General features: G+C 40.3%; 18 protein-coding genes and 1 tRNA gene. 15 read left to right on the forward strand and 4 right to left on the reverse strand.

What is annotated here, in order from left to right; genetic code table 11:
• Positions 1 to 23: 23 nt before the first annotated feature.
• Complete coding sequence (gene gdhA, locus ACWIUJ_RS07300; RefSeq protein ID WP_454150592.1) at positions 24 to 1376, forward strand: NADP-specific glutamate dehydrogenase; 1353 nt, start codon at positions 24 to 26, stop codon at positions 1374 to 1376.
• A 173-nt stretch (positions 1377 to 1549) separates the two neighbouring features.
• Here gdhA and ACWIUJ_RS07305 read toward each other — a convergent pair whose 3' ends face one another.
• Both ACWIUJ_RS07305 and ileS read right to left on the reverse strand, forming a co-directional pair.
• Entirely contained in the window at positions 1550 to 1675 is a 126-nt protein-coding gene (locus tag ACWIUJ_RS07305; protein ID WP_454150594.1) for a hypothetical protein, read from the reverse strand.
• 25 nt (positions 1676 to 1700) lie between these two features.
• A complete protein-coding gene (ileS, locus tag ACWIUJ_RS07310) occupies positions 1701 to 4472 on the reverse strand; it encodes an isoleucine--tRNA ligase (RefSeq protein ID WP_454169973.1) in 2772 nt (923 codons plus the stop codon).
• A 316-nt stretch (positions 4473 to 4788) separates the two neighbouring features.
• On the opposite strand from ileS, the gene rpoD reads away from it, so the two are divergent.
• The 6 genes from rpoD (at position 4789) to mreC (ending at position 11563) form a co-directional block, all read left to right on the forward strand.
• The gene (gene rpoD, locus ACWIUJ_RS07315) at positions 4789 to 6804 is read left to right on the forward strand and encodes an RNA polymerase sigma factor RpoD (protein ID WP_454150598.1); all 2016 of its coding nucleotides are present in this window, start codon (positions 4789 to 4791) and stop codon (positions 6802 to 6804) included.
• A gap of 201 nt (positions 6805 to 7005) precedes the next feature.
• Positions 7006 to 7467, forward strand: a complete 462-nt coding sequence (gene fabZ / locus ACWIUJ_RS07320) for a 3-hydroxyacyl-ACP dehydratase FabZ (RefSeq protein WP_454150600.1) — start codon at positions 7006 to 7008, stop codon at positions 7465 to 7467.
• A gap of 1 nt (position 7468) precedes the next feature.
• Positions 7469 to 8281: an acyl-ACP--UDP-N-acetylglucosamine O-acyltransferase gene (gene lpxA / locus ACWIUJ_RS07325; protein ID WP_454169975.1), complete on the forward strand. Its 813-nt coding sequence runs from the start codon at positions 7469 to 7471 to the stop codon at positions 8279 to 8281.
• Positions 8281 to 9591, forward strand: coding sequence for an ATP-dependent protease ATP-binding subunit ClpX (gene clpX, locus ACWIUJ_RS07330; RefSeq protein ID WP_454150604.1), 1311 nt, complete (start codon positions 8281 to 8283; stop codon positions 9589 to 9591). Before lpxA ends, clpX begins: the two co-directional genes overlap by 1 nt.
• Before the next feature lie 35 nt (positions 9592 to 9626).
• Positions 9627 to 10658 carry a rod shape-determining protein gene (locus ACWIUJ_RS07335; protein WP_454169977.1) on the forward strand — a complete coding sequence of 344 codons (1032 nt, stop codon included), beginning with the start codon at positions 9627 to 9629 and terminating at the stop codon, positions 10656 to 10658.
• 14 nt (positions 10659 to 10672) lie between these two features.
• Positions 10673 to 11563 carry a rod shape-determining protein MreC gene (gene mreC, locus ACWIUJ_RS07340; RefSeq protein ID WP_454169979.1) on the forward strand — a complete coding sequence of 297 codons (891 nt, stop codon included), beginning with the start codon at positions 10673 to 10675 and terminating at the stop codon, positions 11561 to 11563.
• Between the two features lie 106 nt (positions 11564 to 11669).
• Here mreC and ACWIUJ_RS07345 read toward each other — a convergent pair.
• Both ACWIUJ_RS07345 and ACWIUJ_RS07350 read right to left on the reverse strand, forming a co-directional pair.
• Positions 11670 to 11746 (reverse strand) — tRNA-Ile (locus ACWIUJ_RS07345).
• Complete coding sequence (locus tag ACWIUJ_RS07350; protein ID WP_454152012.1) at positions 11708 to 12802, reverse strand: FtsW/RodA/SpoVE family cell cycle protein; 1095 nt, start codon at positions 12800 to 12802, stop codon at positions 11708 to 11710. Before ACWIUJ_RS07350 ends, ACWIUJ_RS07345 begins: the two co-directional genes overlap by 39 nt.
• A 93-nt stretch (positions 12803 to 12895) precedes the next feature.
• Between ACWIUJ_RS07350 and ACWIUJ_RS07355 the strand changes: the two genes are divergently transcribed.
• The 8 genes from ACWIUJ_RS07355 to fliD all read left to right on the forward strand — a co-directional run bounded on the left by ACWIUJ_RS07355 (position 12896) and on the right by fliD (position 22107).
• On the forward strand, positions 12896 to 14083 hold the full coding sequence (locus tag ACWIUJ_RS07355; protein ID WP_454169980.1) for a pseudouridine synthase: 1188 nt from the start codon (positions 12896 to 12898) through the stop codon (positions 14081 to 14083).
• The gene (locus tag ACWIUJ_RS07360) at positions 14034 to 15344 is read left to right on the forward strand and encodes a hypothetical protein (protein WP_454169982.1); all 1311 of its coding nucleotides are present in this window, start codon (positions 14034 to 14036) and stop codon (positions 15342 to 15344) included. The genes ACWIUJ_RS07355 and ACWIUJ_RS07360 overlap by 50 nt, the downstream gene beginning before the upstream one ends.
• Positions 15345 to 15382: 38 nt before the next feature.
• On the forward strand, positions 15383 to 16711 hold the full coding sequence (gene trmB, locus ACWIUJ_RS07365) for a tRNA (guanosine(46)-N7)-methyltransferase TrmB (RefSeq protein ID WP_454169984.1): 1329 nt from the start codon (positions 15383 to 15385) through the stop codon (positions 16709 to 16711).
• Positions 16712 to 16723: 12 nt separating this feature from the next.
• Positions 16724 to 17410: a cell division ATP-binding protein FtsE gene (locus tag ACWIUJ_RS07370; RefSeq protein WP_454150614.1), complete on the forward strand. Its 687-nt coding sequence runs from the start codon at positions 16724 to 16726 to the stop codon at positions 17408 to 17410.
• Positions 17397 to 18206, forward strand: a complete 810-nt coding sequence (locus ACWIUJ_RS07375) for a cell division protein FtsX (protein WP_454150616.1) — start codon at positions 17397 to 17399, stop codon at positions 18204 to 18206. Before ACWIUJ_RS07370 ends, ACWIUJ_RS07375 begins: the two co-directional genes overlap by 14 nt.
• A 9-nt stretch (positions 18207 to 18215) precedes the next feature.
• A complete protein-coding gene (locus ACWIUJ_RS07380) occupies positions 18216 to 19451 on the forward strand; it encodes a murein hydrolase activator EnvC family protein (RefSeq protein ID WP_454150618.1) in 1236 nt (411 codons plus the stop codon).
• Between the two features lie 161 nt (positions 19452 to 19612).
• Positions 19613 to 19978, forward strand: a complete 366-nt coding sequence (locus tag ACWIUJ_RS07385; protein ID WP_454169986.1) for a FlaG family protein — start codon at positions 19613 to 19615, stop codon at positions 19976 to 19978.
• 71 nt (positions 19979 to 20049) lie between these two features.
• Positions 20050 to 22107 (forward strand): flagellar filament capping protein FliD, encoded by a 2058-nt coding sequence (gene fliD / locus ACWIUJ_RS07390; RefSeq protein WP_454169988.1) that lies wholly within the window; start codon positions 20050 to 20052, stop codon positions 22105 to 22107.
• The last annotated feature ends 12 nt before the right edge of the window (positions 22108 to 22119 follow it).

The raw sequence follows: 22119 nt of genomic DNA on the forward strand, positions 1-22119 counted from the left end.
AAAAAAATATTAAGGAGCGTGCAATGTCTTATACACAGCAAGTTCTAGCCAACTTAAAGGCTAATTTTCCGTCTCAGGTGCTTTTTCATCAAGCCGTAGAAGAGGTTTTTGATTCTCTTCGTTTAGAAGTGGATAAAAATCCAAAATACCAAAAAAACGCGATTTTAGAGCGAATGGTGCTCCCAGAGCGCGAGATTCACTTTCGTGTGCCTTGGGTTGATGATAATGGTAAAGTGCAGGTTAATCGGGGCTATCGTATTGAGTTTAGTTCAGCGATTGGACCATATAAGGGAGGATTACGCTTTCACCCAAGTGTAAATGAGGGCGTAATCAAGTTTTTGGGCTTTGAGCAAGTGCTTAAAAACTCTCTTACCACGCTTGCTATGGGCGGTGGTAAGGGTGGAAGCGACTTCGACCCACACGGCAAAAGTGATGGCGAAGTAATGCGATTTTGCCAAAGTTTTATGAATGAGCTTTTCCGTCATATTGGTGCGACTACCGATGTGCCAGCGGGTGATATAGGTGTTGGAGGGCGTGAGATTGGCTATCTTTTTGGTCAATATAAGCGTCTTACCAATCGTTTTGATGGTGTGCTCACAGGCAAGGCTCTTGCTTGGGGCGGAAGTTTAGTGCGCACAGAAGCCACAGGCTATGGATGTGTGTATTTTGCTGAGGAAATGCTAAAAGAGCGAGGTGAGAGCTTGCAGGGCAAGACTTGCACTGTCTCAGGTGCGGGCAATGTGGCAATCTACACGGTTGAGAAACTCCATCAATTAGGCGCAAAAGCCGTAACGGTAAGTGATTCTAAAGGAATGATTTATGACGAGAATGGCATTGATGTGGCGTTGCTAAAAGAGATTAAGGAGGTTCGTAGAGAATCTTTAGAATCTTATGCAGCACAAAAATCAAGTGCCAAATACACAAAAGCAAGCGATTATAAAAAGGGCACAAATGGCGTTTGGAGTGTGCCTTGCTTTGCAGCATTCCCATCAGCGACACAAAATGAAGTAAGCGAAGAGGACGCTAAGATACTCTTAAAAAATGGGTGCAAATGCGTGAGTGAAGGAGCGAATATGCCTTCAACTATCGAAGCGGTGCATCAATTCCTCAACGCAAAAATCGCTTATGGTCCGGGTAAAGCTGCAAATGCTGGTGGCGTGGCAGTGAGCGGATTAGAAATGGCGCAAAATGCAAGTATGAATCCGTGGAGTTTTGATGTGGTTGATGCAAGATTGCACGAGATAATGGAGAGCATATTCCGTGCTTCAAGTGAAGTGGCTAAGGAATTTGGTGAGCCTACGAATCTCGTGCTTGGCGCAAACATTGCTGGCTTTAGAAAAGTGGCTGGTGCGATGATTGACCAAGGAATTGTGTAATCACAAACTACGATGCAAAGATTCTATAAGAGAATCTTTGCGTTTTTACTCTAACTTCCCCACACAAAAATCCCATAAAGATTTAATCCAACACGATAAATATTATGTATTATTTTTCATCATTGTAATTTTAGAAAGTAAGTTTAAAAGAGTTGATGATTGCAAATATTTTATTACGAATTAGGGCGGAAGTATCGCAGGAGTAAAAATATCACTAATGACAATCCTAACACAACACCAATGGTGCTAAACGCTTCAAAATATCCAAAAGGCTTGCTTAAATCAAATACATTTTCCATACCATTTTCCTATTGTGCTAGATTCTCACCCGACTACTTGCTTACAGCGCGCGCATAGGCAATCCTCGCTGGGCGCGATAAATTGCCAACAGCGCGGGCACTTATGCTTTTTGGCGCGGGCGATATAAAATGTCTCGGTGGTTTTTGATTGTGCGTTTTCAATGCCAAATTCACCCAAAATTTCCTCACCATCTTGCGCACTCTTGCATTCACTTACGATAAGCCATCGCTCCAACTCGCTAAACTCTTGCTTATTTGGGCTTATTACGCAGAGTTCTAGCGAGGATTTGATAAGTTTTTCTTTTTTAAGCCCATCTACGCATTCGCCAAACTTCTCTCTAATGTGCATTAAACGAGTAAAATCCGCTGTATATGCGAGATTACTAAGAGAATCTAAGTCGCTATCGCGTATGTCAAAAATGTCTTCCCCGCCGTTTTTTACCAATTCACTTGCGTGCGAAAATGCCTCATACGCAGTGTATGTCAGCACAGGAGCGATAGTGAAAAGTAATTTGCGTAAGATAAGTGCCATAGCACTTTGAATAGAGAGCCTACGAGAATCGCCAATCCCATCACAATACAAGCTATCCTTACACAAATCCATATACACACCACTTAAATGCGTGCTTAAGAAGTTCATTATCACACTAAAGCCCTTAGCGAACTCATACTCACCAAAGAGTGTGTTTGCAGTGTTTAGTTCCTTTTGTGCGAGCGCGACAATGTAGCTATCAATCTGTGAGCTTAGCGGGGCGAGATTCTCCAAACCCTGCGTGTTTGCAAGGAGGAATCGAATGGTATTACGCACCTTTTTATACTGCTCGCTAATTTGCTTTAAAATCTCATTAGAAATGCGTTGGTCATTTTGATAATCACTTAATGCCACCCAAAGTCTTAGAATCTCGCTTCCATATTGCTTGATGACTTCTTGTGGAAGCACCACATTGCCTAATGATTTGCTCATTTTACGCCCATTTGCATCCATTGTGAATCCGTGCGTAAGCACGCTTTTATACGGGGCTTTTTTGTTGATTGCGCACGACACAAGCAATGAACTTTGAAACCAGCCTCTATGTTGGTCGCTCCCCTCCAAATACATACTCGCAGGATATGCGCCTGCATTGTATTTGGGATTTTGTAGCACAGCACTCCAAGTGCTTCCGCTATCAAACCACACATCTAAGATATGTTTGCCTTTTTGCAAATCTTTTGCTCTGTGTTTCCAGTTTTGCGGGAGTAACTCTTCTACTTCGCGCTCCCACCACGCATCACAGCCTTGTTTTTCAAATATTTGTGCGATATGCTCTAACACTTCGGAATCTAAAATTGCCTCGCCATTTGTGCTATCTATGAAAAATGCGATTGGCACACCCCAATCTCTTTGACGAGAGATACACCAATCAGGGCGATTTTGCACCATTCCATAGATTCTATTGCGTCCAATTTGTGGATAAAATGTCGTTTTTTCAATTTCACTTAGGGCAATTTGGCGCAAAGTTTTCCCCTCAAAGAATGGCTCATCGAGCAAAATAAACCATTGTGTCGTGGCACGATAAATCACAGGTTTATGAGAACGCCAGCAATGTGGATAGGAGTGCGTAATTTTACTTGAATGCAATAGATTCTCCCCTAAAAGCTCTAAAATGCGTGGTTGGACATCAAAAATATGCTGACCGACAAATTCTTTTGCATTTGGCAGGAGATTCAGACTCTCCACCAAAGGCGAGAAATTCCCCTTATCATCAACAGGCATAATAACCTCTAATCCATACTCCAAGCCAATGTAGTAATCATCTTCGCCGTGCCCGGGCGCAGTATGCACCGCTCCACTCCCATCATTAAGCGAGACATATTCTGCTAAAATCAACACAGAATCTCGCCCATTAAGCGGATTTATCGCCTTTAGATTCTCTAATTCTTTCGCGTTAAATTCACGCGTTATTGTTTGCAAGCCAAGAGTTTCTTTAAGTTTTTCAAAGAGTGATTTTGCCACAATGCACCCATTTTGCGCAAGGACATAGACCTCATTTGGATTGATTGCAATCCCCACATTAGCGGGCAGTGTCCAAGGTGTGGTCGTCCAAATCACTACACCAACTTCATTTGCACTAGATTCTAGCTTAAGAGATTGTTTTGCCTCATCGCTTAGGGCAAACTTCACAAAGATAGAATCTGAAACTTTATCTTGGTATTCTACTTCTGCGTCTGCAAGCGCAGTTTCACACGCCCAGCTCCAATAAATCGGTTTTAATCGTTGCACGAGCAAGCCCTCTTTGGCGATTTGGCAAAGGGAGCGATAAATTTGTGCCTCAAAGGCATAATCCATCGTTTTATAAGGATTTTTAAAGTTGCCAAGCACTCCTAATGCTTGAAACTCCTCACTTTGAATAGTGAGGAAATTTTGCGCCCAATCTCTACACATTTGGCGAATGGTTGATTTTGGCAAAGTATCTTTTTTTGCCTTACCAAGTTTTTCCTCTACCTTTTGTTCAATGGGTAATCCGTGGCAATCCCAGCCCGGTGTATAGGCGATTTTCTCACCTTTGAAGTAGTGGTATTTCACTACAATGTCTTTAAGAATCTTATTGAGCGCGTGCCCGATATGCAAGTGTCCGTTGGCGTATGGAGGTCCATCGTGTAAATTAAAAGCATCTTTGCTGCTTTCATTTGCCTTTAGCATTTTTTCATATATTTTTTTTTCTTGCCATTTGGCATATACGGGTGGTTCGCTAGCAGTGAGGTTACCACGCATTGGGAAATCTGTGTTGGGTAAAATAAGCGTATCTTTATAATCCATACATTTAGCCTTAAGTTGAATTTAACTTGGAATTGTAGCAAAATTAAAGAGTGTTTAGGCGTGTTGGCAAGATATTCATTAAGAATGCTTTTTTAAAGCCTTAATTTAGGGCATTGTAGCAAAAGGTTAGAGAATCTTTGAGCGAAAAATTGCAGAATTTAGATACAAAAATTCCTTAAAATTCTATAAATTTTGCGTTTTATTTACCAAAATATGGTTTTTGGTATTAAATTTTTTTAGCATTAGTCGATAGTTAGCCGATTTTAAAGGGTGTAACAAATGCAAAAAAATAAGCAGAACTTTTAAGGAGTGTCGTATGGCAGTGCAAAATGAACAAAACGATGTCTTTGATGAGATGACCGATGCTGATATGGAAGAGATGATTATCATTGATGGAGAAGATGAAAAAAGCACTGATAAGAAAAAAGCCAAAGAAGTAATGGGCTCTTTGGAAAAATTCTTTAAAGAGGAAGAAAGTAGTTATGTAACCTACGAAAAAATTGCACAAATTTTTAACAAAGCACCATCAAGTGCGCAAGCGCGAAAAATCCGCGAAATGGCAAAAAAATATAAAAAAGAACTTTTAAGCTCTTCAGAAGCAGCAATTAAGCTCAACAACAAAGAAAAAGTCCAATCCCAAAAAGAGCGCAAGAGAATCTTAGATGAGGAATTAGAGAGCGAGTTTGACTTCACTAAAGATAAAGAGCTCTTAGAGTGGAGCAGGAGTGATAGTCCCGTGCGAATGTATCTGCGTGAAATGGGGCAAGTGCCACTTCTTACCAAAGAAGAAGAGGTGGATTTGTCTAAAAAAATAGAAATTGGAGAGAGCACTATTTTAGATGCGATTTGCTCCGTGCCTTATCTTATTGATTTTATCTATGATTACAAAGACGCGCTTATCAATAGAGAGAGACGCGTAAAGGAGCTTTTTAAAAGTTTTGATGATGAGGAGGAGGGTGAAGATTCTGAATCATTGGAGCTAGATGTCGAGGAGAGCGATTTAGAATCTGAAAGCCCAAAGCAAACACTCGAGGATAAAAAAGTCTCAAAAGTCGCCAAGCGTAAGGATAAAAAGCGCGTAGAAAAAGTGTTAGAGAGTTTTAAAGCACTTGATAAAGCCAAGCGCGATTGGCTTAAAGTCCTTAACACAGAAAACACAATCAATGAAAAAGAGAAAAAAAATAAAGCTAAGAGTGATGAGGATTTGGCACAGATTCTCTTGCTCGCACACAAAAAGCAGATTTTAAAGGACAAATTGCTCGATTTAGGTCCTACGAGCAAACTTATTAACGAGCTTGTCAAAGCGATGGAAAATACACTAAAAAGTGGCGATGGGTTTGAAAAAGAGCTCAAAAGACTTGAGTATAAACTCCCACTTTTTAATGATACGCTTAAGCAAAATCACCAAGAGATTCTCTCTAAAATTACTTCAATGAGTCGCGAAGACATTGTCGCTAGTGTGCCAGAAGCCACGATGGTGAGTGCGTATGTAGAGATTCAAAAGCTCTTTAAAACAAAAGAGGCAAGTGAGGGCGGGTTTAACCTAGAGCCAGAGAAACTCAAAGAAATTTTAGAGCAAATTAAGCGTGGGAAAAACATTTCAGATAAGGCAAAGGCAAAAATGGCAAAATCAAATTTGCGCCTTGTAGTAAGCATTGCCAAACGCTACACCAATCGTGGGTTGCCGTTTTTGGACTTAATCCAAGAGGGAAATATCGGGCTAATGAAAGCGGTAGATAAGTTTGAATACAAAAAGGGCTTTAAGTTTTCTACTTATGCGACTTGGTGGATTCGCCAAGCTATTTCGCGTGCAATCGCTGACCAAGCACGCACGATAAGAATCCCAATCCATATGATTGAGACGATTAACAGAATCCACAAGATTATGCGTAAGTCTATACAAGAGACAGGCAAAGAGCCAGATGTAGAGTTCATCGCTAAAGAAGTGGGCTTGCCTGTGGATAAAGTGAAAAATGTGATTAAAATTACCAAAGAGCCAATTAGCTTAGAAGCTCCTGTGGGCAATGATGATGACGGGAAGTTTGGAGATTTTGTCGAGGATAAAAACGCCGTTGGTCCAATGGATTTCATTTTAAAAGAGGATTTAAAAGCCCAAATTGATGATGTGTTAGAGCAACTCAATGATAGGGAAGTGAGAGTTATTAGAATGCGCTTTGGGTTGCTCCCAGATGAGAGCGACCGCACGCTTGAAGAGATTGGCAATGAGCTTGGTGTAACGCGAGAGCGCGTGCGACAAATAGAATCGAGTGCGATTAAAAAGTTAAAACACCCAAAAGTCGGGCGCAAACTCAAAAATTATATGGAAGAATAAGTGAGATTTGGCACAAATGTAGTGTTAAATACCCAAGATTCCATAGAATCTGCCTAAATTCTCTCTGATTTTATGCAGATTTTGTATTTGTAATAAAAGTTACAAGACAAGGCATTTTTTTAGTGCGTATTTTTAGGATTTTTTTGCTAAAATACCTTTTTTATTTAAGTCTGCAACTTTAAAACAAAAGGCAAATACACAATGATGGATGTAAATAAGATTAGAGAAATCCTCCCACATCGCTATCCTATGCTATTGGTTGATAGGGTGGTGAGCCTTATCCCAAACGAAAGTATCGAAGCATATAAAAATGTAACAATTAACGAAGAGGTCTTTTTAGGGCACTTTCCACGACAGCCGATTTATCCGGGCGTTATGCAGATTGAGGGAATGGCGCAGGCTGGGGGATTACTCGCGTTTTGTAGTATGTTTGGTGATAATGTCGAGGAAGCAAAAACCAAAATTGTATATTTTATGACGATTGATAATGTAAAGTTTAGAATCCCCGTAGTGCCGGGCGATAAACTCGTATATAAACTCAGCGTGCTTAAGCACAGAGGGAGCATTTGGAGCTTGAGCGCACAAGCGTTTGTCGATGATAATGTCGTTTCTGAATGCGAGCTTAAAGCGATGATTGCAGATTCCACCGATTCAAAGAGTTAGTATGCAAGAAGCACTTATTTCCCCAAATGCCATTATAGAATCTGGAGCAAAGATTGGCAAAAATGTCAAAATTGGGCATTTTTGTGTTATTGGCAAAAATGTCAAAATTGGAGATAATTGCCAAATCGCTAATAATGTTACCATTAGCGGACATACAAAGATTGGCAACAACAATAAAATTTACTCAAATGCCTGCATTGGCACACATCCTCAAGACTTAAAATATGCTAATGAGCCCACAGAGCTTGTCATTGGTGATGATAACATTATCCGTGAATGCGTTACGATGAATACAGGCACGATTGGTGGCAGTGGAGTTACACGCGTAGGAAATAAGAATCTTTTTATGGCGTATGCGCATATCGCGCACGATTGTCAAGTGGGTGATGAGTGTATATTTGCTAATGTGGCGACTTTAGGCGGGCATGTTAAGGTGGGGAATTATGTAAATATGGGTGGACTTACAGCCGCACATCAGTTTGTCCAAATTGGTGATGGTTGTATGCTCGCAGGCGGGTCTATCTTGGTGCAAGATTTGCCACCATATTCTATGGCGCACGGCTCGCACGCCTACATTCGTGGGTTAAACAAACACCGAATGCGCAAGATTTTTAACTCCAAAGAAATTGATGAGATTTCCGCGCTTTATAAGCGGTTGTATTCTCGCACCGCGCCGTTAAAAGAGCTTGTAAAAAAAGAGCTAGATTCTAAAGAAATCACACAAACAATGCGATATATTTGCGAATTTATTTTGGGTGCGACTCGCGGGATTCCATTTAGGGGTGGCAATAATCATAGTGAAGGAAATGAGTAATGGAGAGATATTGTAATTTTTGTGGCAAGCCAGAAACACCAAGTAATCGTATCATTACGGGCAATGTAGGAGTTTCTAAAAATGTGTATATTTGTGAGAATTGTGTGCGTGCTGTGGAAATTGCGCTCAATCGAGCTCCGTTGGAAAGCATTGAGAGCGAGGGTAAGGCACAATCGCCATTTGATTTGCCAACGCCAAAAGAGCTTAAGGCAAAACTTGATGAGTATGTCATCGGACAAAATGATGCAAAAAAGGTTTTTAGCGTGGCGGTGTATAATCACTACAAGCGCATTAGCCACCAAGATGTGGAGCAAATAAGGAATCCACAGGAAAATGAGCTAGCTCGCGGATTAGAAGAAGTTGAGATTGCGAAGTCTAATATCTTGCTTATTGGTCCCACAGGGAGTGGGAAAACACTTATGGCGCAAACTTTGGCGCGATTTTTAAATGTGCCAATCGCAATTTGTGATGCGACAAGCCTCACAGAAGCTGGTTATGTGGGCGAAGATGTGGAAAATATTTTAACGCGTTTGTATCAAGCTGCCGATGGTGATGTGAAGTTAGCCGAGCGCGGTATCGTGTTTATCGATGAGATTGATAAGATTTCACGCCTTAGTGAAAACCGCTCTATCACGCGTGATGTGAGTGGTGAGGGCGTGCAGCAAGCATTGCTAAAAATTATTGAGGGAAGTTTGGTTAATATCCCACCAAAAGGCGGGAGAAAGCACCCAAATCAAGAATTTATCCAAATTGACACGAGCCATATTCTCTTTATTTGTGGCGGAGCGTTTGATGGTTTGGGTGAAATTATCAAACGCAGAGTGGGTGGCAATGTGCTTGGATTCAATGGTAAAAAGCGTGGTAAAAGCGATGAGAGCGAGCTACTCCATTTAGTCGAGCCAGATGATTTAGTGGGTTATGGGCTTATCCCTGAGCTCATTGGACGATTGCATATTATCACTACGCTAAGTCCTATTGATAAAGAAGCGATGATAGAGATTCTAACCAAGCCCAAAAACGCTCTTATAAAGCAGTATCAAAAACTTTTTGCAATGGACGGAGTGAAGTTGCATTTTGACTTGGGGGCGATTGAAGAGGTCGCAGAATTAGCCATCGCGCGTAAAATTGGTGCGCGTGGGTTGCGCTCAATTATTGAGGAGCACATCAATGATTTAATGTATGAATTACCAGAATTAAGAAACTGCGAGGTAAGCATTACTAAAGATTGCATACAAGGAAACAAAAAACCACTTATCATAAAGACAGCTACGGCAAAGACAACCATTGGTAAAAAGGCGCGTAGCTCGTAGCTAAGTGGTGATAAATCTAATACAAGGAGTTTAGAATGTTTGATAAGTTTGTAGGAGCACTTTCAAAGGATATTGCCATTGACTTGGGCACGGCAAATACGGTGGTTATTGTGAAAGGTGAGGGCATTGTAATCAATGAACCCTCCGTAGTCGCTGTGCAAACAGATAAAAGAGGCACAGACAGAATCCTCGCTGTGGGGCATGAGGCAAAAGAAGTCGCAGGCAAAACGCCAGATAGGATTAAAGCTGTGCGCCCAATGAAAGACGGCGTGATTGCGGATTTTGAGATGACAGAAAAGATGATTCGATTTTTTATTGAAAAGGCACATAAGCGAAAGTCTCTCGTGCGCCCAAGAGTTATGGTATGTGTGCCTTATGGCCTCACAGGTGTGGAGAAAAAGGCAGTAAGAGAATCTGCGCTTGGGGCTGGAGCTAGAGAGGTGTATTTGATTGAAGAGCCAATGGCGGCGGCTATTGGTGCTGGATTACAGACTGATGAAGCAAAAGGGAATCTCGTCATTGATATTGGCGGTGGGACGACAGAAATTGGCGTGGTGAGTTATAGTGGTCTTGTGGTGAGCAAAAGTATCAAAGTCGCGGGAGATAAGTTTGATATGGCTATCCAAGATTATGTGCGTAAAAAATATAATCTCCTTATTGGCGAGCGCACAGCAGAAGAGATTAAGCTAGAAATTGGTTCGGCTTCACCGCTTGAGAATCCACTCACCTACCAAGTTAATGGTCGTGATAATGTGAGCGGATTGCTTAACACTATTCCTTTGACTAGCGAGGATTGCAGAGAGGCGATGAAAGAGCAACTCAAAGAGATTGCTAATGCGCTAAAATCCGTGCTTGAGGAGACTCCGCCAGATTTATCAGGAGATATTGTAGAAAATGGAATCGTGCTTACAGGTGGCGGGGCACTTATACGCGGACTTGATAAATATCTTTCTGATATTGTTAAACTTCCTGTGTATGTCGCAGAAGAGCCACTACTGTGTGTGGCAAAAGGCACAGGCAGGGCTATGGAAGACCCACGACTTTTAGAAGAACTCGCTATCGAGTAAGATAAGAATCTTTAATGCGCTATAAGGCTTTAATTTTTGTTGTGATATTGCTTGCTACACTGCTTGTGGCGATAGAACTTGATAGGGGAATTGAGAGCAAGGTTTTGGGTGCGGGTGATGCGGTGCGTATGTTCTTTGTCCAAAAGATTCAAGGATTCAAAGATTGGAAAAGCAAGTATTTTGACCAAGCTGAGCAAATCGTTGCATTGCGCCAAAAGGTTGCAGATTATGAGAATCTTGCGTTGCAAAACCACGCCTTGACAAACGAAAATAAGCGATTAAACACTCTTTTTGATACACAACATTTAACCAACAATCCAATATTTCATCGTGCTTTTGTGAGTGCTTTTGTGCGTTTGGGTGAATATGAGCGTGTGTGGCTAATACTTGATTTGGCTACACAACAAAGTTTTGTGGGCGATGAGGAGAGAATCGTAGGGCTAATCCACAATAACACCGCGATTGGGATTGGGAAGTTTGAAAATGGGCGTTTAATGGGACTATTAAACGGAGAAAAAAATTGCAGTTATGGTGTGTTTATTGGTGAGGATAGAGCTTTGGGGATTTTAGAGGGCAAAAGTGATGATGGCGAGCACATAAGCGTGCATTATATCCAGCGGTGGAGAGACATTAAAATCGGCGATGAGGTTTATACAAATGGACTTGATGAGATTTTTTTGCCCAATGTGCCTGTGGGAAAGGTGATAAATATTTATGAGGATAGCGGATTTTTACGCGCTGATGTATTGCCTTATGCGAATATGAGTGATATGGATTATATTTGGGTTGTTGATATGAGAAATAGCGTAGATGAGAGCATTGATGAAAGCATAAGTGATGAAACAAACCAAATACAGGAGAATCAAGCACAAGATTCCAAACCAAATCAAGCAGAACAACAATAATATAACAAACTATATATCATAAAGAGAATGAAAAAGCATTCAAAAGAGCCATAGCCTTATAAACCATTTCCATTGTAATGCAAAGAAATGTTTATTTGGCATTAAGTGGTGGGCTTTGCAGGACTTGAACCTGCGACCAATCGGTTATGAGCCGAGTGCTCTAACCAGCTGAGCTAAAAGCCCACTTCGACCTGGCGAGGCTGAATTATACTGAAAAATCAATCTAAAGGCAAGAGCGTTTTCTAATATCGCCAATAAGACGAGAAAAGTTGTAAAACTTGTCCCGCCATAGCTTACCATCGGTAGCGGTATGCCAACCACAGGTGCTAATCCAACGACCATACAAATATTCACCCCAGCGTATAAGAAAAATAACACAGCAATATACGCGCTTACCACGCGCAAAAAGTAATCTTTCATCGCATTAAAGCAAATATTAAGCAAATATACAATGAGCATCATATACAAACCGATTAAGCCAAGTGCGCCAACCAACCCAAATCGCTCGACAAAATACGCAAAAATAAAATCTGTGCTCGCATAGGGCAAAAATTCTAATTGGGATTGCGTGGCAGATTCTTTATCTTTGCCCACCACACCACCTGAACCAATCGCAATGAGAGCTTGCTGGACTTGATAGGGATAATTTCCGCTTACAAAGTCATCAATACGCTTTTGATGATAGCTTTTTAATAACCCAGAGCTAAAGGCGATTGATGAGCCAATAGGCACAACCAAAAGTCCAATAATCCCAAGTGTAAGCCATACCTTTTTATTCACCCCTATTAAAAAAAGCACTCCAAACCCAGCGAGAAACACAATTAAAGCCGTGCCTAAATCAGGCTCAAGTAAAATAATAAAAAAAGGCACTAAGATAAGCAAGGAAATAATGCTAAAATCTTTCCACCCATAGCCATCTTCTGCTGGTGGATTCTTAGAGACATACCAAGCAATGATAAGCATTAGCGCGATTTTCATAAATTCGCTGGGCTGGATAGAAAAACTTGTGAATGGAATCTCAATCCAACGCCTAGCGTGATTTTTCTCCACTCCTATATATTTCACCAAAAGAAGCAACAATAGCAAGATTATATACACAACAACAAGAGAATAATTCAACTTGCGATAGGGGATAAAAAACAACGCAAATGCTATGCAAAAGCCAAACACAATATATTTGAGCTGTTTTGAAGCAAGATTCTCATCAAGCTCGCCAACCAAGTAAAAACTCACTAGCATTAACGCGCCCACAAGTATAATGACAAAGAAATCAAAATTTGCTACAATTTTGCGAAAATCCAAAATACCAACCTTAAAATAAAAAGTGAGAGAATGACTGCAATTATAACTAAAAACAGCAATTTCGTGCGCTTAGATTCTATAATAAGTGAAGTTTTGGGCATTTCTCGTGCAAAAAGTGTAAGCCTTATTAAATCAAACAAAGTCTATCTTAATGGGAATCTCGCACCAAAGCCAAGTCTCCAAGTCGCACAGGGAGATAAAATTGAGATTGATGAAGATATAAATTTAGAGCAAGATTTATCTCATTTAGACACAAACAGTTTAGATGAACTCATTGCAATAAAACCACAATTACAACAAATTGATATTGTGCATAAAGATAGCGATATACTCATCATTAACAAACCCCCAAATCTCGTCCTCCACCCCGCCCCCAACCTAAAAGAGCCGACTTTGCAAGATTGGCTTAAATGCAAGGCTAAAGATTTTGGTATCACTCTTAATGAAGATTCTCGTTATGGCATTGTCCATAGACTTGATAGAGAGACAAGCGGAGTGCTTAGCATTGCAAAAAATACTACCGCCTTTAACGCGCTCTCAAATCAGCTTAAATCTCGCCAAATGGGGAGAATCTACCTCGCCATTATTGAGCCACCGCTTAAAGAAGCACAAACGCTCGAGTGCTACTTAGGACGCAATCCAAAAAATCGCCTAAAAATTACCCAAATTGGTAAAGCTACACGACACATTATCCCACAAGAATGCTTTGAGTATGGCGATGGAGAATCTCCACACAAACAATCAAAGCAAGACCTACAAGGCGACTTAGCGCACAATCCTAGCGCAGATTCTAGGCATTTGCGCTATGCTAAAAGTGCATTTTTACCATTGCTTCATTCACGCTCTAATGCAATGCAGCTTATAGCGGTTAAACTTTTTACAGGCAGAACACATCAAATTCGCGCACAATTAGAGGGCTTGGGGCGACATATTGTGGGCGATAGTTTGTATGGATTCAAGCTTCACAGCAAGGCTGGCAGAGAATTTAGCACATTTTTAGCACAAAGCCCATTAGCGCGTAATCTCACACATAGAATCTTTTTGCACGCGTATGTGCTTTACTTGTGCCATCCAAATGATGAGTGTGGTAAAATATCGCTTTTTAGGGCGCAGATTTTGGCAGATATGGTAGAATTTTTGCAGACATTTTTTGATTTGGATGGTGTGAATGAAGCGTTGGACATCGAGCGTATTTTGCGTAATTTTAGGGCTTTTTAGTGGCTGTGCATTCATCGAGGGAGACAAAAAGTTAAGTTTAGATGAAACTCTCCCAGAACTTGGAAGAATCCAAGTATTAAGCGATGTGAATGCCGTTGGCTTTGAGTGGCAAGGATTAAGCCAAGAACCAAAAGCAAGCTCTATAAACCCCTCACTCATACCATCAATTAACACCATAATTGATGGATTTGTCGTGTATCGCGCTGATGCAAGCTCGCTTAATAATGCCCGCAAAAAATATAACAATACTAGCGCGGATTTTTTCCCCGCGGAGGCGTTTAAAAAAATCGCCACGATAAAAAATCCTTTCGCTACGCATTATTTTGATAGCGGGTTAAAGCCAAAAAGCGTGTATTATTATATGTTTGCGACACTTGGAGCAAACAGCACGGTTGGGAAGACTTCTCGAGTTATTAAGGTTGAGACTTCCTATGTCGATGCGGTCGAGGGGGTTTTTGGATTCTCAACCACACCAAAGAGCAATAAACTCATCATCACTCCTCACCCAAATCCCAGCGTGAAGTCTTACATTATCCAGCGCAAAAATAACCAAAACACTTTTTCTAAAGTTGCTGAATTAAAGCACCGCTTTGATATTGAGTTTTTTGATGAGAATCTCCAAGATAGCAAAACTTATGAATACAGAGTGCTGGCAAAAGACTTTTTAGGCAATGTCTCTGAGCCTAGTGAAATCATTTCGGTGCGCACGCTAGACCTAATCCGCAGTGTCGATGGAGCGCAAGCAAGCAAGGGTCTGCCATTCAAAGTAGAGCTTAAATGGGAGGAACACCCAGACGCAATAGGATATAGAATCTATGTAAGCGATGAGCCAAAAGGCAGATACACATTTCTTGCAGCAAGCAAACAAGCAAAATATACGCATAATGTCGAGGAGCACGGCAAGATACTCTATTATCAAATTGTTGGGATTGATGAGCATTCAATGGATGGCAAACGATTGGCAAGCCCCATTGAAGGCTCTACACTGCCTCCACCCCAGCCCCCTAAAATCACAGCTTCGTTTGTGGAGAATAATGCCATTATCATTGAGTGGGAAGAACCAGATGATGGGAGGGCGAGGAAATATGCTCTTTATCGTAAAGAAGGTAGGGCTGATGCAAATCGCTATGGGAATCTTAGAGATACAAAATTTATCGACAAAGAAACAAACATAGGCGTAGTATATACTTATAGCGTAGTGAGTGTCGATGAATTTGGCATACAATCTGCCCAAAGTCAATCTGTAAGCCTCTCACGCTAAGTGATTTATGATGAAAATCTTTTATCCTTAGGTGAGCTATGCCACATTTTTTCACCCAAACTTTGCAAAATTTCTCACTGCCTTTGCGCAAAAGAGAGTTTGAGTTTGTGGGGGAGTTTTGTCATTGTGCGTATCCTCATAGGCGGGTAATGTTGGTTTGTCATAGAGAATCCACGCGTTTTAAGGAATTTTTGCTTAGTATAAATGCTGGGCAAAAAGTGCTCTATAAATGCCTCAAATCCACCAAACCAAGCCCTATTGGAATCGCCAAAGATGCGCTTGGCATTTTAATGGAGCATTCAAACCAAGTCCTTTCACACAACCTTTCGCCTAATTCACATCGACAAAAAGTAAGTTCGCCATTTTTACTCTTAAAAGATGAAATACCAACCTTTATCACACAAAAACTTCACAGCACTAAGCCACTCCAAATTGAGATTGGCTTTGGCTCTGGGCGACATTTACTTCACCTTGCCAAGTCAAATCCAGATGTGCTTTTTTTGGGAGTGGAGATTCACACGCCCTCGCTTCAGCAAGTGTTGCGTCATATTGAGCTTTTAGAGTTGGAGAATCTTTATGTAACAAACCTCGATGCAAGACTACTTATAGAGCTTTTGCCACACAAATGTGTGAGTGTGCTTTATATTCACTTCCCCGTGCCGTGGCTTAAAAAGCCTCATAGACGCGTGATTAGCAAGGAGTTTTTAGGGCAAATTGCGTGCGTGCTTAAACCTACACAATTTCCGCAAGATTTGGATACAAAGAGCACAAATAGCGGAGGATTCTTGCATTTACGCACTGATGAAGAGCAATATGCAAACTTCACATACGATATAGCGCAAAGTTTGGGGTTTATCTCACGCTTTAGTGTTGATGAAAATGCGTTAGTGGTAAGCAAATATGAAGCAAGGTGGCGTGCAAAACAAAAGAGAATCTATGATTTATTTCTCACTATTGACAAAAATAGGCAAAATTTGTGTTGCAAAAATAAAATTTTGTGGCAAAATACAACATTTATTTTTCCTAAAATGAATGAGACTATCAGGCGAAATGTGGAGGATTTGATAGCTTTTTTTGCCAGCCCTGCGTCTATTGGCGCGAATATTGAGCAAGGAGGCTTACAAGGGGCGATACAAAAGGAGGATTATTTTTTACACATTAGTGCGGTGTATAGAGGCGTGGATTGCGTTAAGGGTTCTTTTTTGTTGGAGGTGAGTTTGGGAGATTTTGGCAGGGTGCAAAATGCGTTTGTGTTACTTGATATACAGAATGCAAAAGTGCGATATGTCAATCCCCCGCTCCCTACCATAGCGACATTAAAAACCCACGACCTTTTAGTTAGCATTTTGGAATCTAAACCAATTTAAGGATGTGTTGGTATGAATGCGGTTACTTCAAATACTATCATTGAGGCAAGAAATCTCTATCTAGCCTACAATAACAAAGAGGACATTATCAAAGATGCAAATTTTAGCATTCAAAGGCGCGAATTCGTGTTTATCACAGGACCAAGTGGGAGTGGGAAAAGCACGATTTTAAACTCACTTTTTGGATACTTGCCTATCAAAAGTGGCAATTTGGAAGTGCGTGGGATAAATATGGCGCGCCCATCAAAGGCACAGATTAACTTTTTACGCCAACATATTGGAATCGTGTTCCAAGATTACAAACTCATTAAAGAGTGGAATATAGAGCGTAATATTGAATTACCAATGATGATTAGCGGGTATAAAGAGCAGATTCGCAAAGACCAAGTGCAAAAACTTCTTACTCACATTAAACTCCCCCATAAATTTAATAAATATCCCTTAGAGCTAAGTGGTGGAGAGCAACAGCGTGTGGCTATGGCTCGCGCTCTCTCAAGCAACCCCGAGATTATCCTAGCCGATGAGCCAACGGGCAACCTTGATGATTATTCTAGTGATTTGATATGGAATCTTTTGCGTGGGGTTAATGAACAGCTTGGCATTACTGTGATTGTGGTTACTCACCGCCTACCGCAAAGTTTTAATGCGAACTTTAGACACATTAGGATTGAGGAGGGAATGGTGTATGACTTCGATTAGAAATCACTTGGCATTGATTATTCCGCTAATTGCGTTACTTTTTGGCATTGAGAGCATAATGCTTGTCAATCGTGCTATTTCAACGCACGAAATGCAGCTTGCGCAAAATTATCAAATAATTATTGCTTCTAAAGAAACGCTTGATTTAAGTAAGATTCAAACCTTTGTGCGCGAAGCGGTGGAACTCAAATCTATTTCTCCAGCATATATTATCAATGAGCTAAAAACTGAGCTTCCCAAAGATGCCATAGAAACATTGCAAAAAGAGTTGCCATTTTTTTATTCTTTGCGCTTAGATTCTTATCCTAGCGATGAGAGGATTGATAAAATTAGCTCTACGCTAAGTCGTTTAGGAAGTGTAACTCGCGTGGAATCTTTTAAGAAAACGCATTCTCAAGTCTATAAACTTTTGTTGATTATTAAAGGTTCGGTGATTATTTTTTCGGTGCTTAGTGCGATTTTAAGCTGTCTTTTAATGGTAAAACAAATCGAAGTGTGGAAACTAGAGCATAGTGAGCGAATGCAGATTATGAGCTTTTTAGGTGCGCCATCTTGGATGCGTAATAATATTTTATTAAAACTTGCTGTGATAGATTCTATCATCGCCACCGTAGCGATAGTTTCTGCGCTTGTGTATTTTAAAACCACTCCATTAGCAGGCGATGTGGCTATCGCCCTAGAAGTGGATTTAGATATTATTAAGACGGCGAGTGATTGTGTGATTTTATTTTTCTCATCAGTTATTATTTCGCTAGTTTCGGTGTTTTTTGTCATTATCAAACAAAAAGATTTTTAAGCTTGAATAATGCGTATATTAGGAATCTTACTCGCCTTTGTGGGATTGACATTTGGCGCACCAGATGTGCAAAGGGACATTTCACAAAACACTAAAAAGCTCGAAGAAACTATCAAGGCACAAAGCAAGATTAGCCAAAAACTTGATAAATTAGGCAGGGCGATTAACCAAAAAAACCAAGAAATTATTAACCTTGATGCGCAGATTGAGAATCTCCAAAAAGGCATAGAGCAAAACAAAAGCAAATATTCCCTCCAAGAAAAATCACTCAAAGACAATCAAACGCGCCAAAATGAACTTATAGAAAAATCTAAAAAATTACAAAGCGAAGTTATCTCGCTAGTGAGCAAAAGCCTTGCTTTTTATGCCCTAAGTAATGAAATAGATTCTAAAGAAGATGTGCTCTCCCAAGAAGTATTAAATATCTTGCTTAAGGATAGCAAAAAGCGTATAAAAACACTCAAAGAAAATCAAGAAAAACTTAATAACGAAATAAACAATGTGTCTAAAAATATTTCCACCCTAAAAGATTCTATCCAAGCTCAAAGTGTCAAAAAACTTTCCCTAGAGGAAACAAAAGCAAAGCAAGAGCAAATCATAGCTTCTATGAAAAAGGAATTAAACGCTTATAATGCCGAGCTCCAAGCCATTAACAACGAACGAAAGAATCTTGATTCAATTTTAAGTAATTTGAAAATTATCCAAGCCCAAAATGAAAAAAATATCCAAAAACAAGTCCAAAAAGATGAGCAAGCTCAAGCAAACTTACCAAATCCCAAGCGCACAATTCAACCAAGTAAAGATGTGCGCATTGCTTCAAGTGCGTATAAAGACATCAAAACTGCTGTGTATAAGGGGAGCAAAACTATACCGCCATTAGAGCCAAAGACTTTTAGCATTGACCAAAAATTTGGACCCACTTTTGACCCTGTGTATAAAATGAAGTTTTTTTATGAAAATATAATCCTCGTGCCAAAGAATAAAAATGCTAGTGTCAAAAGCGTGCTTGATGGCAAGGTCGTTTTTGCCAAAGAGAATCCTGTGATTAAAAAAGTGGTGATTATTGAGCATAGCAATTCGCTTTATACCGTGTATGCCCACCTTGATAAAATTAGCAATGGCGTGAAAAATGGTGTGTATGTGAAAAAAGGTTTTGTCATTGGTAATGTAAATGAAAAGCTAAGCTTTGAGGTTACACAAAAAGATAAACATATCGACCCACTTCAACTTATCAAAATCAATTAACCCCTTACAACACGATTGTATGAAATAGTTAAATATTTTATTACTTAAAAGTATTCAAAAAAAAAAACCCTTAGCCGATATTGCACGCATAAAAGCAAGAAGCTTAATGGATTATATGAAATCTACAACATACACATTTCAAGGAGGAATGGCGAGTGGATATGAGGATTGAGAATACAAATTCGGCGCAAGCCGTCCAAAACAAAATTGTTGATATGGTTGAATCTGTCGCAGCGAAACAATCAAACCACGCACAACAGCAGCAACTCGAACAAGAATACACTAAGGAGCAAAAAAAACAGCTTGAAGCAGAGCTCCGAGTCCTTAGTCAAAAACTCAATGAAGAGATGAGACAGCTTGGCACAAGCATTAGCTTTTCTTATAATGATGTTTTGGAGGGACTAACAGTTACGGTAAAAGAGTTTGGCAGTGGGCGTGTGATACGCGAGATTCCAAGCAGAGAGGCTATTGAGCTTATGCACAAGATGCGTGAGGTAGTTGGCATAATTTTTGATAAGCAAGCGTAGATTCTTATACCACAGCCTTGTTTTGTCGGATTTAGTGGGTGAGAATGAAAATTTACACATAAAGGCAGATTATGGCATTAGGAAGAATGAGCTCTTTGGGCGTTGGAAGCAATGTCTTAAATTATGATATGATTGATAAATTGCGTAAAGCAGATGAGGGCTCTTACATTGCCCCCATTGATAGAAATTTAGAAAAAAATGTGCAAAAGCAAACCGAGCTTGTCGAGCTCACAAATTTAGTGCGTGATGTGAAGTCAAACACAAGGGTGCTTAGCGATTATTCTACTTATTTAGGTCGTTCTCACGAGGTCATAGGCAATGAAGTGAAAGCTATCATTAGCGATGGTGTGCCTATCCAAGATATTCGGTTAGATATTGATTCTATTGCGCAAAACGATGTGAATGAAGTTGGCTCGAAATTTTCTCAACGCGATTCTGTATTTAGCCAAAAAGATTCTACTTTGCGTTTTTTTACAAAGGGAAAGTTTTATGAGATTGATATAAAGGCTGGGACGAACTTAGAGGAGGTCGCACAGCTTATTACTGATGAGACAAAAGGCGAGGTAATAGGCTCGATAATGAAAACAGGCGGGCAGCACCCCTACCAACTAATGATAAACTCCAAAGATACAGGGGAAGAAAATAGAATCTATTTTGGTGAAACCCTTAGTGGTGGGACGATAAAAGCAGGTGAGATTGATATTAAAGATGATGATTTTACCATTACTCTAGCGGATAAAAACGGCGGAGAAAAAACACTCCAAATCAAACTAAAAACCTCCCAAAGTGCTAAGACAAATGAAAATGTGGAGAGCTTGCGAGATGCGATTAAAGAGGCGATAAGCGAAGATTCTGACTTTGAGGGCTTGCTTGATTCTGAGATTAACATTGGTATTGGAAGCAACGATTCGTTAGTGATTAACGATTTGCGAGGTTATGAAGTCAAAGTAGGTGGCGATAGTGCTAGAATGCTTGGTTTTAAAGAAACAAGCAGTCAAAACGACAAAGATGAGCGCAAGAAAAAAGATTTGGTTTATGGAGAGCCCGTGCAGGAGGGATATATAGATGGCATAATAAGAATTGGTTCAGTGCCACTTGACTTAGCCAAACTCACACAAAGAGGTAACTCATCGTATAAAAATGCCAAAATTATCGCCCGCGCTATTGATAACATCGCTGGAATCCACTCTTATGCCACAAAAGATGGAAGAATTGTCATAAACTCTGATACGGGTGAGGTTACCATTGTCCCAGATGATGATGGCGGAAAGAGTGAAGATGCACTAAAAAGAATCGGCTTGGAGCGAGGCTCGGCTATGGATTATACAAAGGCACAAAACGATTTATTCAAAATTAGAAATATTCAAACCGCTCAAGATGCGGAGTTTAGTTACAATGGCATAAAAATGCGCCGTGCTTCTAATCAAATCGATGATATTGCCACAGGTGTGAATATTGAGCTCCTTGCCTCCACTCAAGAGGGCAAGCCAGCGATGATACACATTGGGCGTAATGACGAGGAAATCATCGAAAATATCACAGGCTTTGTGGAAAACTACAACAAACTCAGCACCAAACTTGATGAAGTAACCCGCTATGATGAGGATACTAAAATCGCAGGCATCTTTAATGGTGATAGCGATATACGCGCTATTCGCCCAGCACTCAATAAGATTCTCTCTTTTAATAGAGGCGGGATTGATGGGCAAACGCTCGTAAAATATGGAATCACTATCAACGAACACGGATTGATGAGCCTTGATTCTGGAAAGTTGCGAAGTGCTATCAACGAAGACCCGCAAGCCGCTCAAGAGTTTTTTCAAGGCAAGATAGTTACAAGAGAGTTTAGAGATGTTGAAATTGACGGTGTATTTAAAATGCTCGATAAAGAACTTTCCCTTTTTGTCGATAATGGTAAGTCAAGGTTGAAGTTGCTTGAGGAGAGTCTCACAACAGAGGATAAGAAGCTAAAAGACGATAAGCGCAGAGCAACAGAAATGTTAGATTCTCGCTATGATTTGATGGCACAGCGATTTGCTAATTATGATAGCCAAATCGCAAAAGCAAACAATTCATTTAATGCCGTGCAGATGATGATAGACCAATCGATTGCGAATAAAAAACCATAAGTTAGGAGGATA

This window comes from Helicobacter sp. 23-1046, from assembly GCF_053654635.1.

Bases quoted from the DNA above. Each gene is read 5' to 3' on its own strand.
- gdhA (WP_454150592.1), top strand. From the start codon at position 24: ATGTCTTATACACAGCAAGTTCTAGCCAACTTAAAGGCTAATTTTCCG.
- ACWIUJ_RS07350 (WP_454152012.1), bottom strand. From the start codon at position 12,802: ATGCTAGTGAGTTTTTACTTGGTTGGCGAGCTTGATGAGAATCTTGCT.
- fabZ (WP_454150600.1), top strand. From the start codon at position 7,006: ATGATGGATGTAAATAAGATTAGAGAAATCCTCCCACATCGCTATCCT.
- ACWIUJ_RS07385 (WP_454169986.1), top strand. From the start codon at position 19,613: ATGAGGATTGAGAATACAAATTCGGCGCAAGCCGTCCAAAACAAAATT.
- lpxA (WP_454169975.1), top strand. From the start codon at position 7,469: ATGCAAGAAGCACTTATTTCCCCAAATGCCATTATAGAATCTGGAGCA.
- trmB (WP_454169984.1), top strand. From the start codon at position 15,383: ATGCCACATTTTTTCACCCAAACTTTGCAAAATTTCTCACTGCCTTTG.
- ACWIUJ_RS07375 (WP_454150616.1), top strand. From the start codon at position 17,397: ATGACTTCGATTAGAAATCACTTGGCATTGATTATTCCGCTAATTGCG.
- ACWIUJ_RS07335 (WP_454169977.1), top strand. From the start codon at position 9,627: ATGTTTGATAAGTTTGTAGGAGCACTTTCAAAGGATATTGCCATTGAC.
- mreC (WP_454169979.1), top strand. From the start codon at position 10,673: ATGCGCTATAAGGCTTTAATTTTTGTTGTGATATTGCTTGCTACACTG.
- ACWIUJ_RS07355 (WP_454169980.1), top strand. From the start codon at position 12,896: ATGACTGCAATTATAACTAAAAACAGCAATTTCGTGCGCTTAGATTCT.
- fliD (WP_454169988.1), top strand. From the start codon at position 20,050: ATGGCATTAGGAAGAATGAGCTCTTTGGGCGTTGGAAGCAATGTCTTA.
- ACWIUJ_RS07305 (WP_454150594.1), bottom strand. From the start codon at position 1,675: ATGGAAAATGTATTTGATTTAAGCAAGCCTTTTGGATATTTTGAAGCG.
- ACWIUJ_RS07360 (WP_454169982.1), top strand. From the start codon at position 14,034: ATGAAGCGTTGGACATCGAGCGTATTTTGCGTAATTTTAGGGCTTTTT.
- ACWIUJ_RS07370 (WP_454150614.1), top strand. From the start codon at position 16,724: ATGAATGCGGTTACTTCAAATACTATCATTGAGGCAAGAAATCTCTAT.
- ACWIUJ_RS07380 (WP_454150618.1), top strand. From the start codon at position 18,216: ATGCGTATATTAGGAATCTTACTCGCCTTTGTGGGATTGACATTTGGC.
- ileS (WP_454169973.1), bottom strand. From the start codon at position 4,472: ATGGATTATAAAGATACGCTTATTTTACCCAACACAGATTTCCCAATG.
- clpX (WP_454150604.1), top strand. From the start codon at position 8,281: ATGGAGAGATATTGTAATTTTTGTGGCAAGCCAGAAACACCAAGTAAT.
- rpoD (WP_454150598.1), top strand. From the start codon at position 4,789: ATGGCAGTGCAAAATGAACAAAACGATGTCTTTGATGAGATGACCGAT.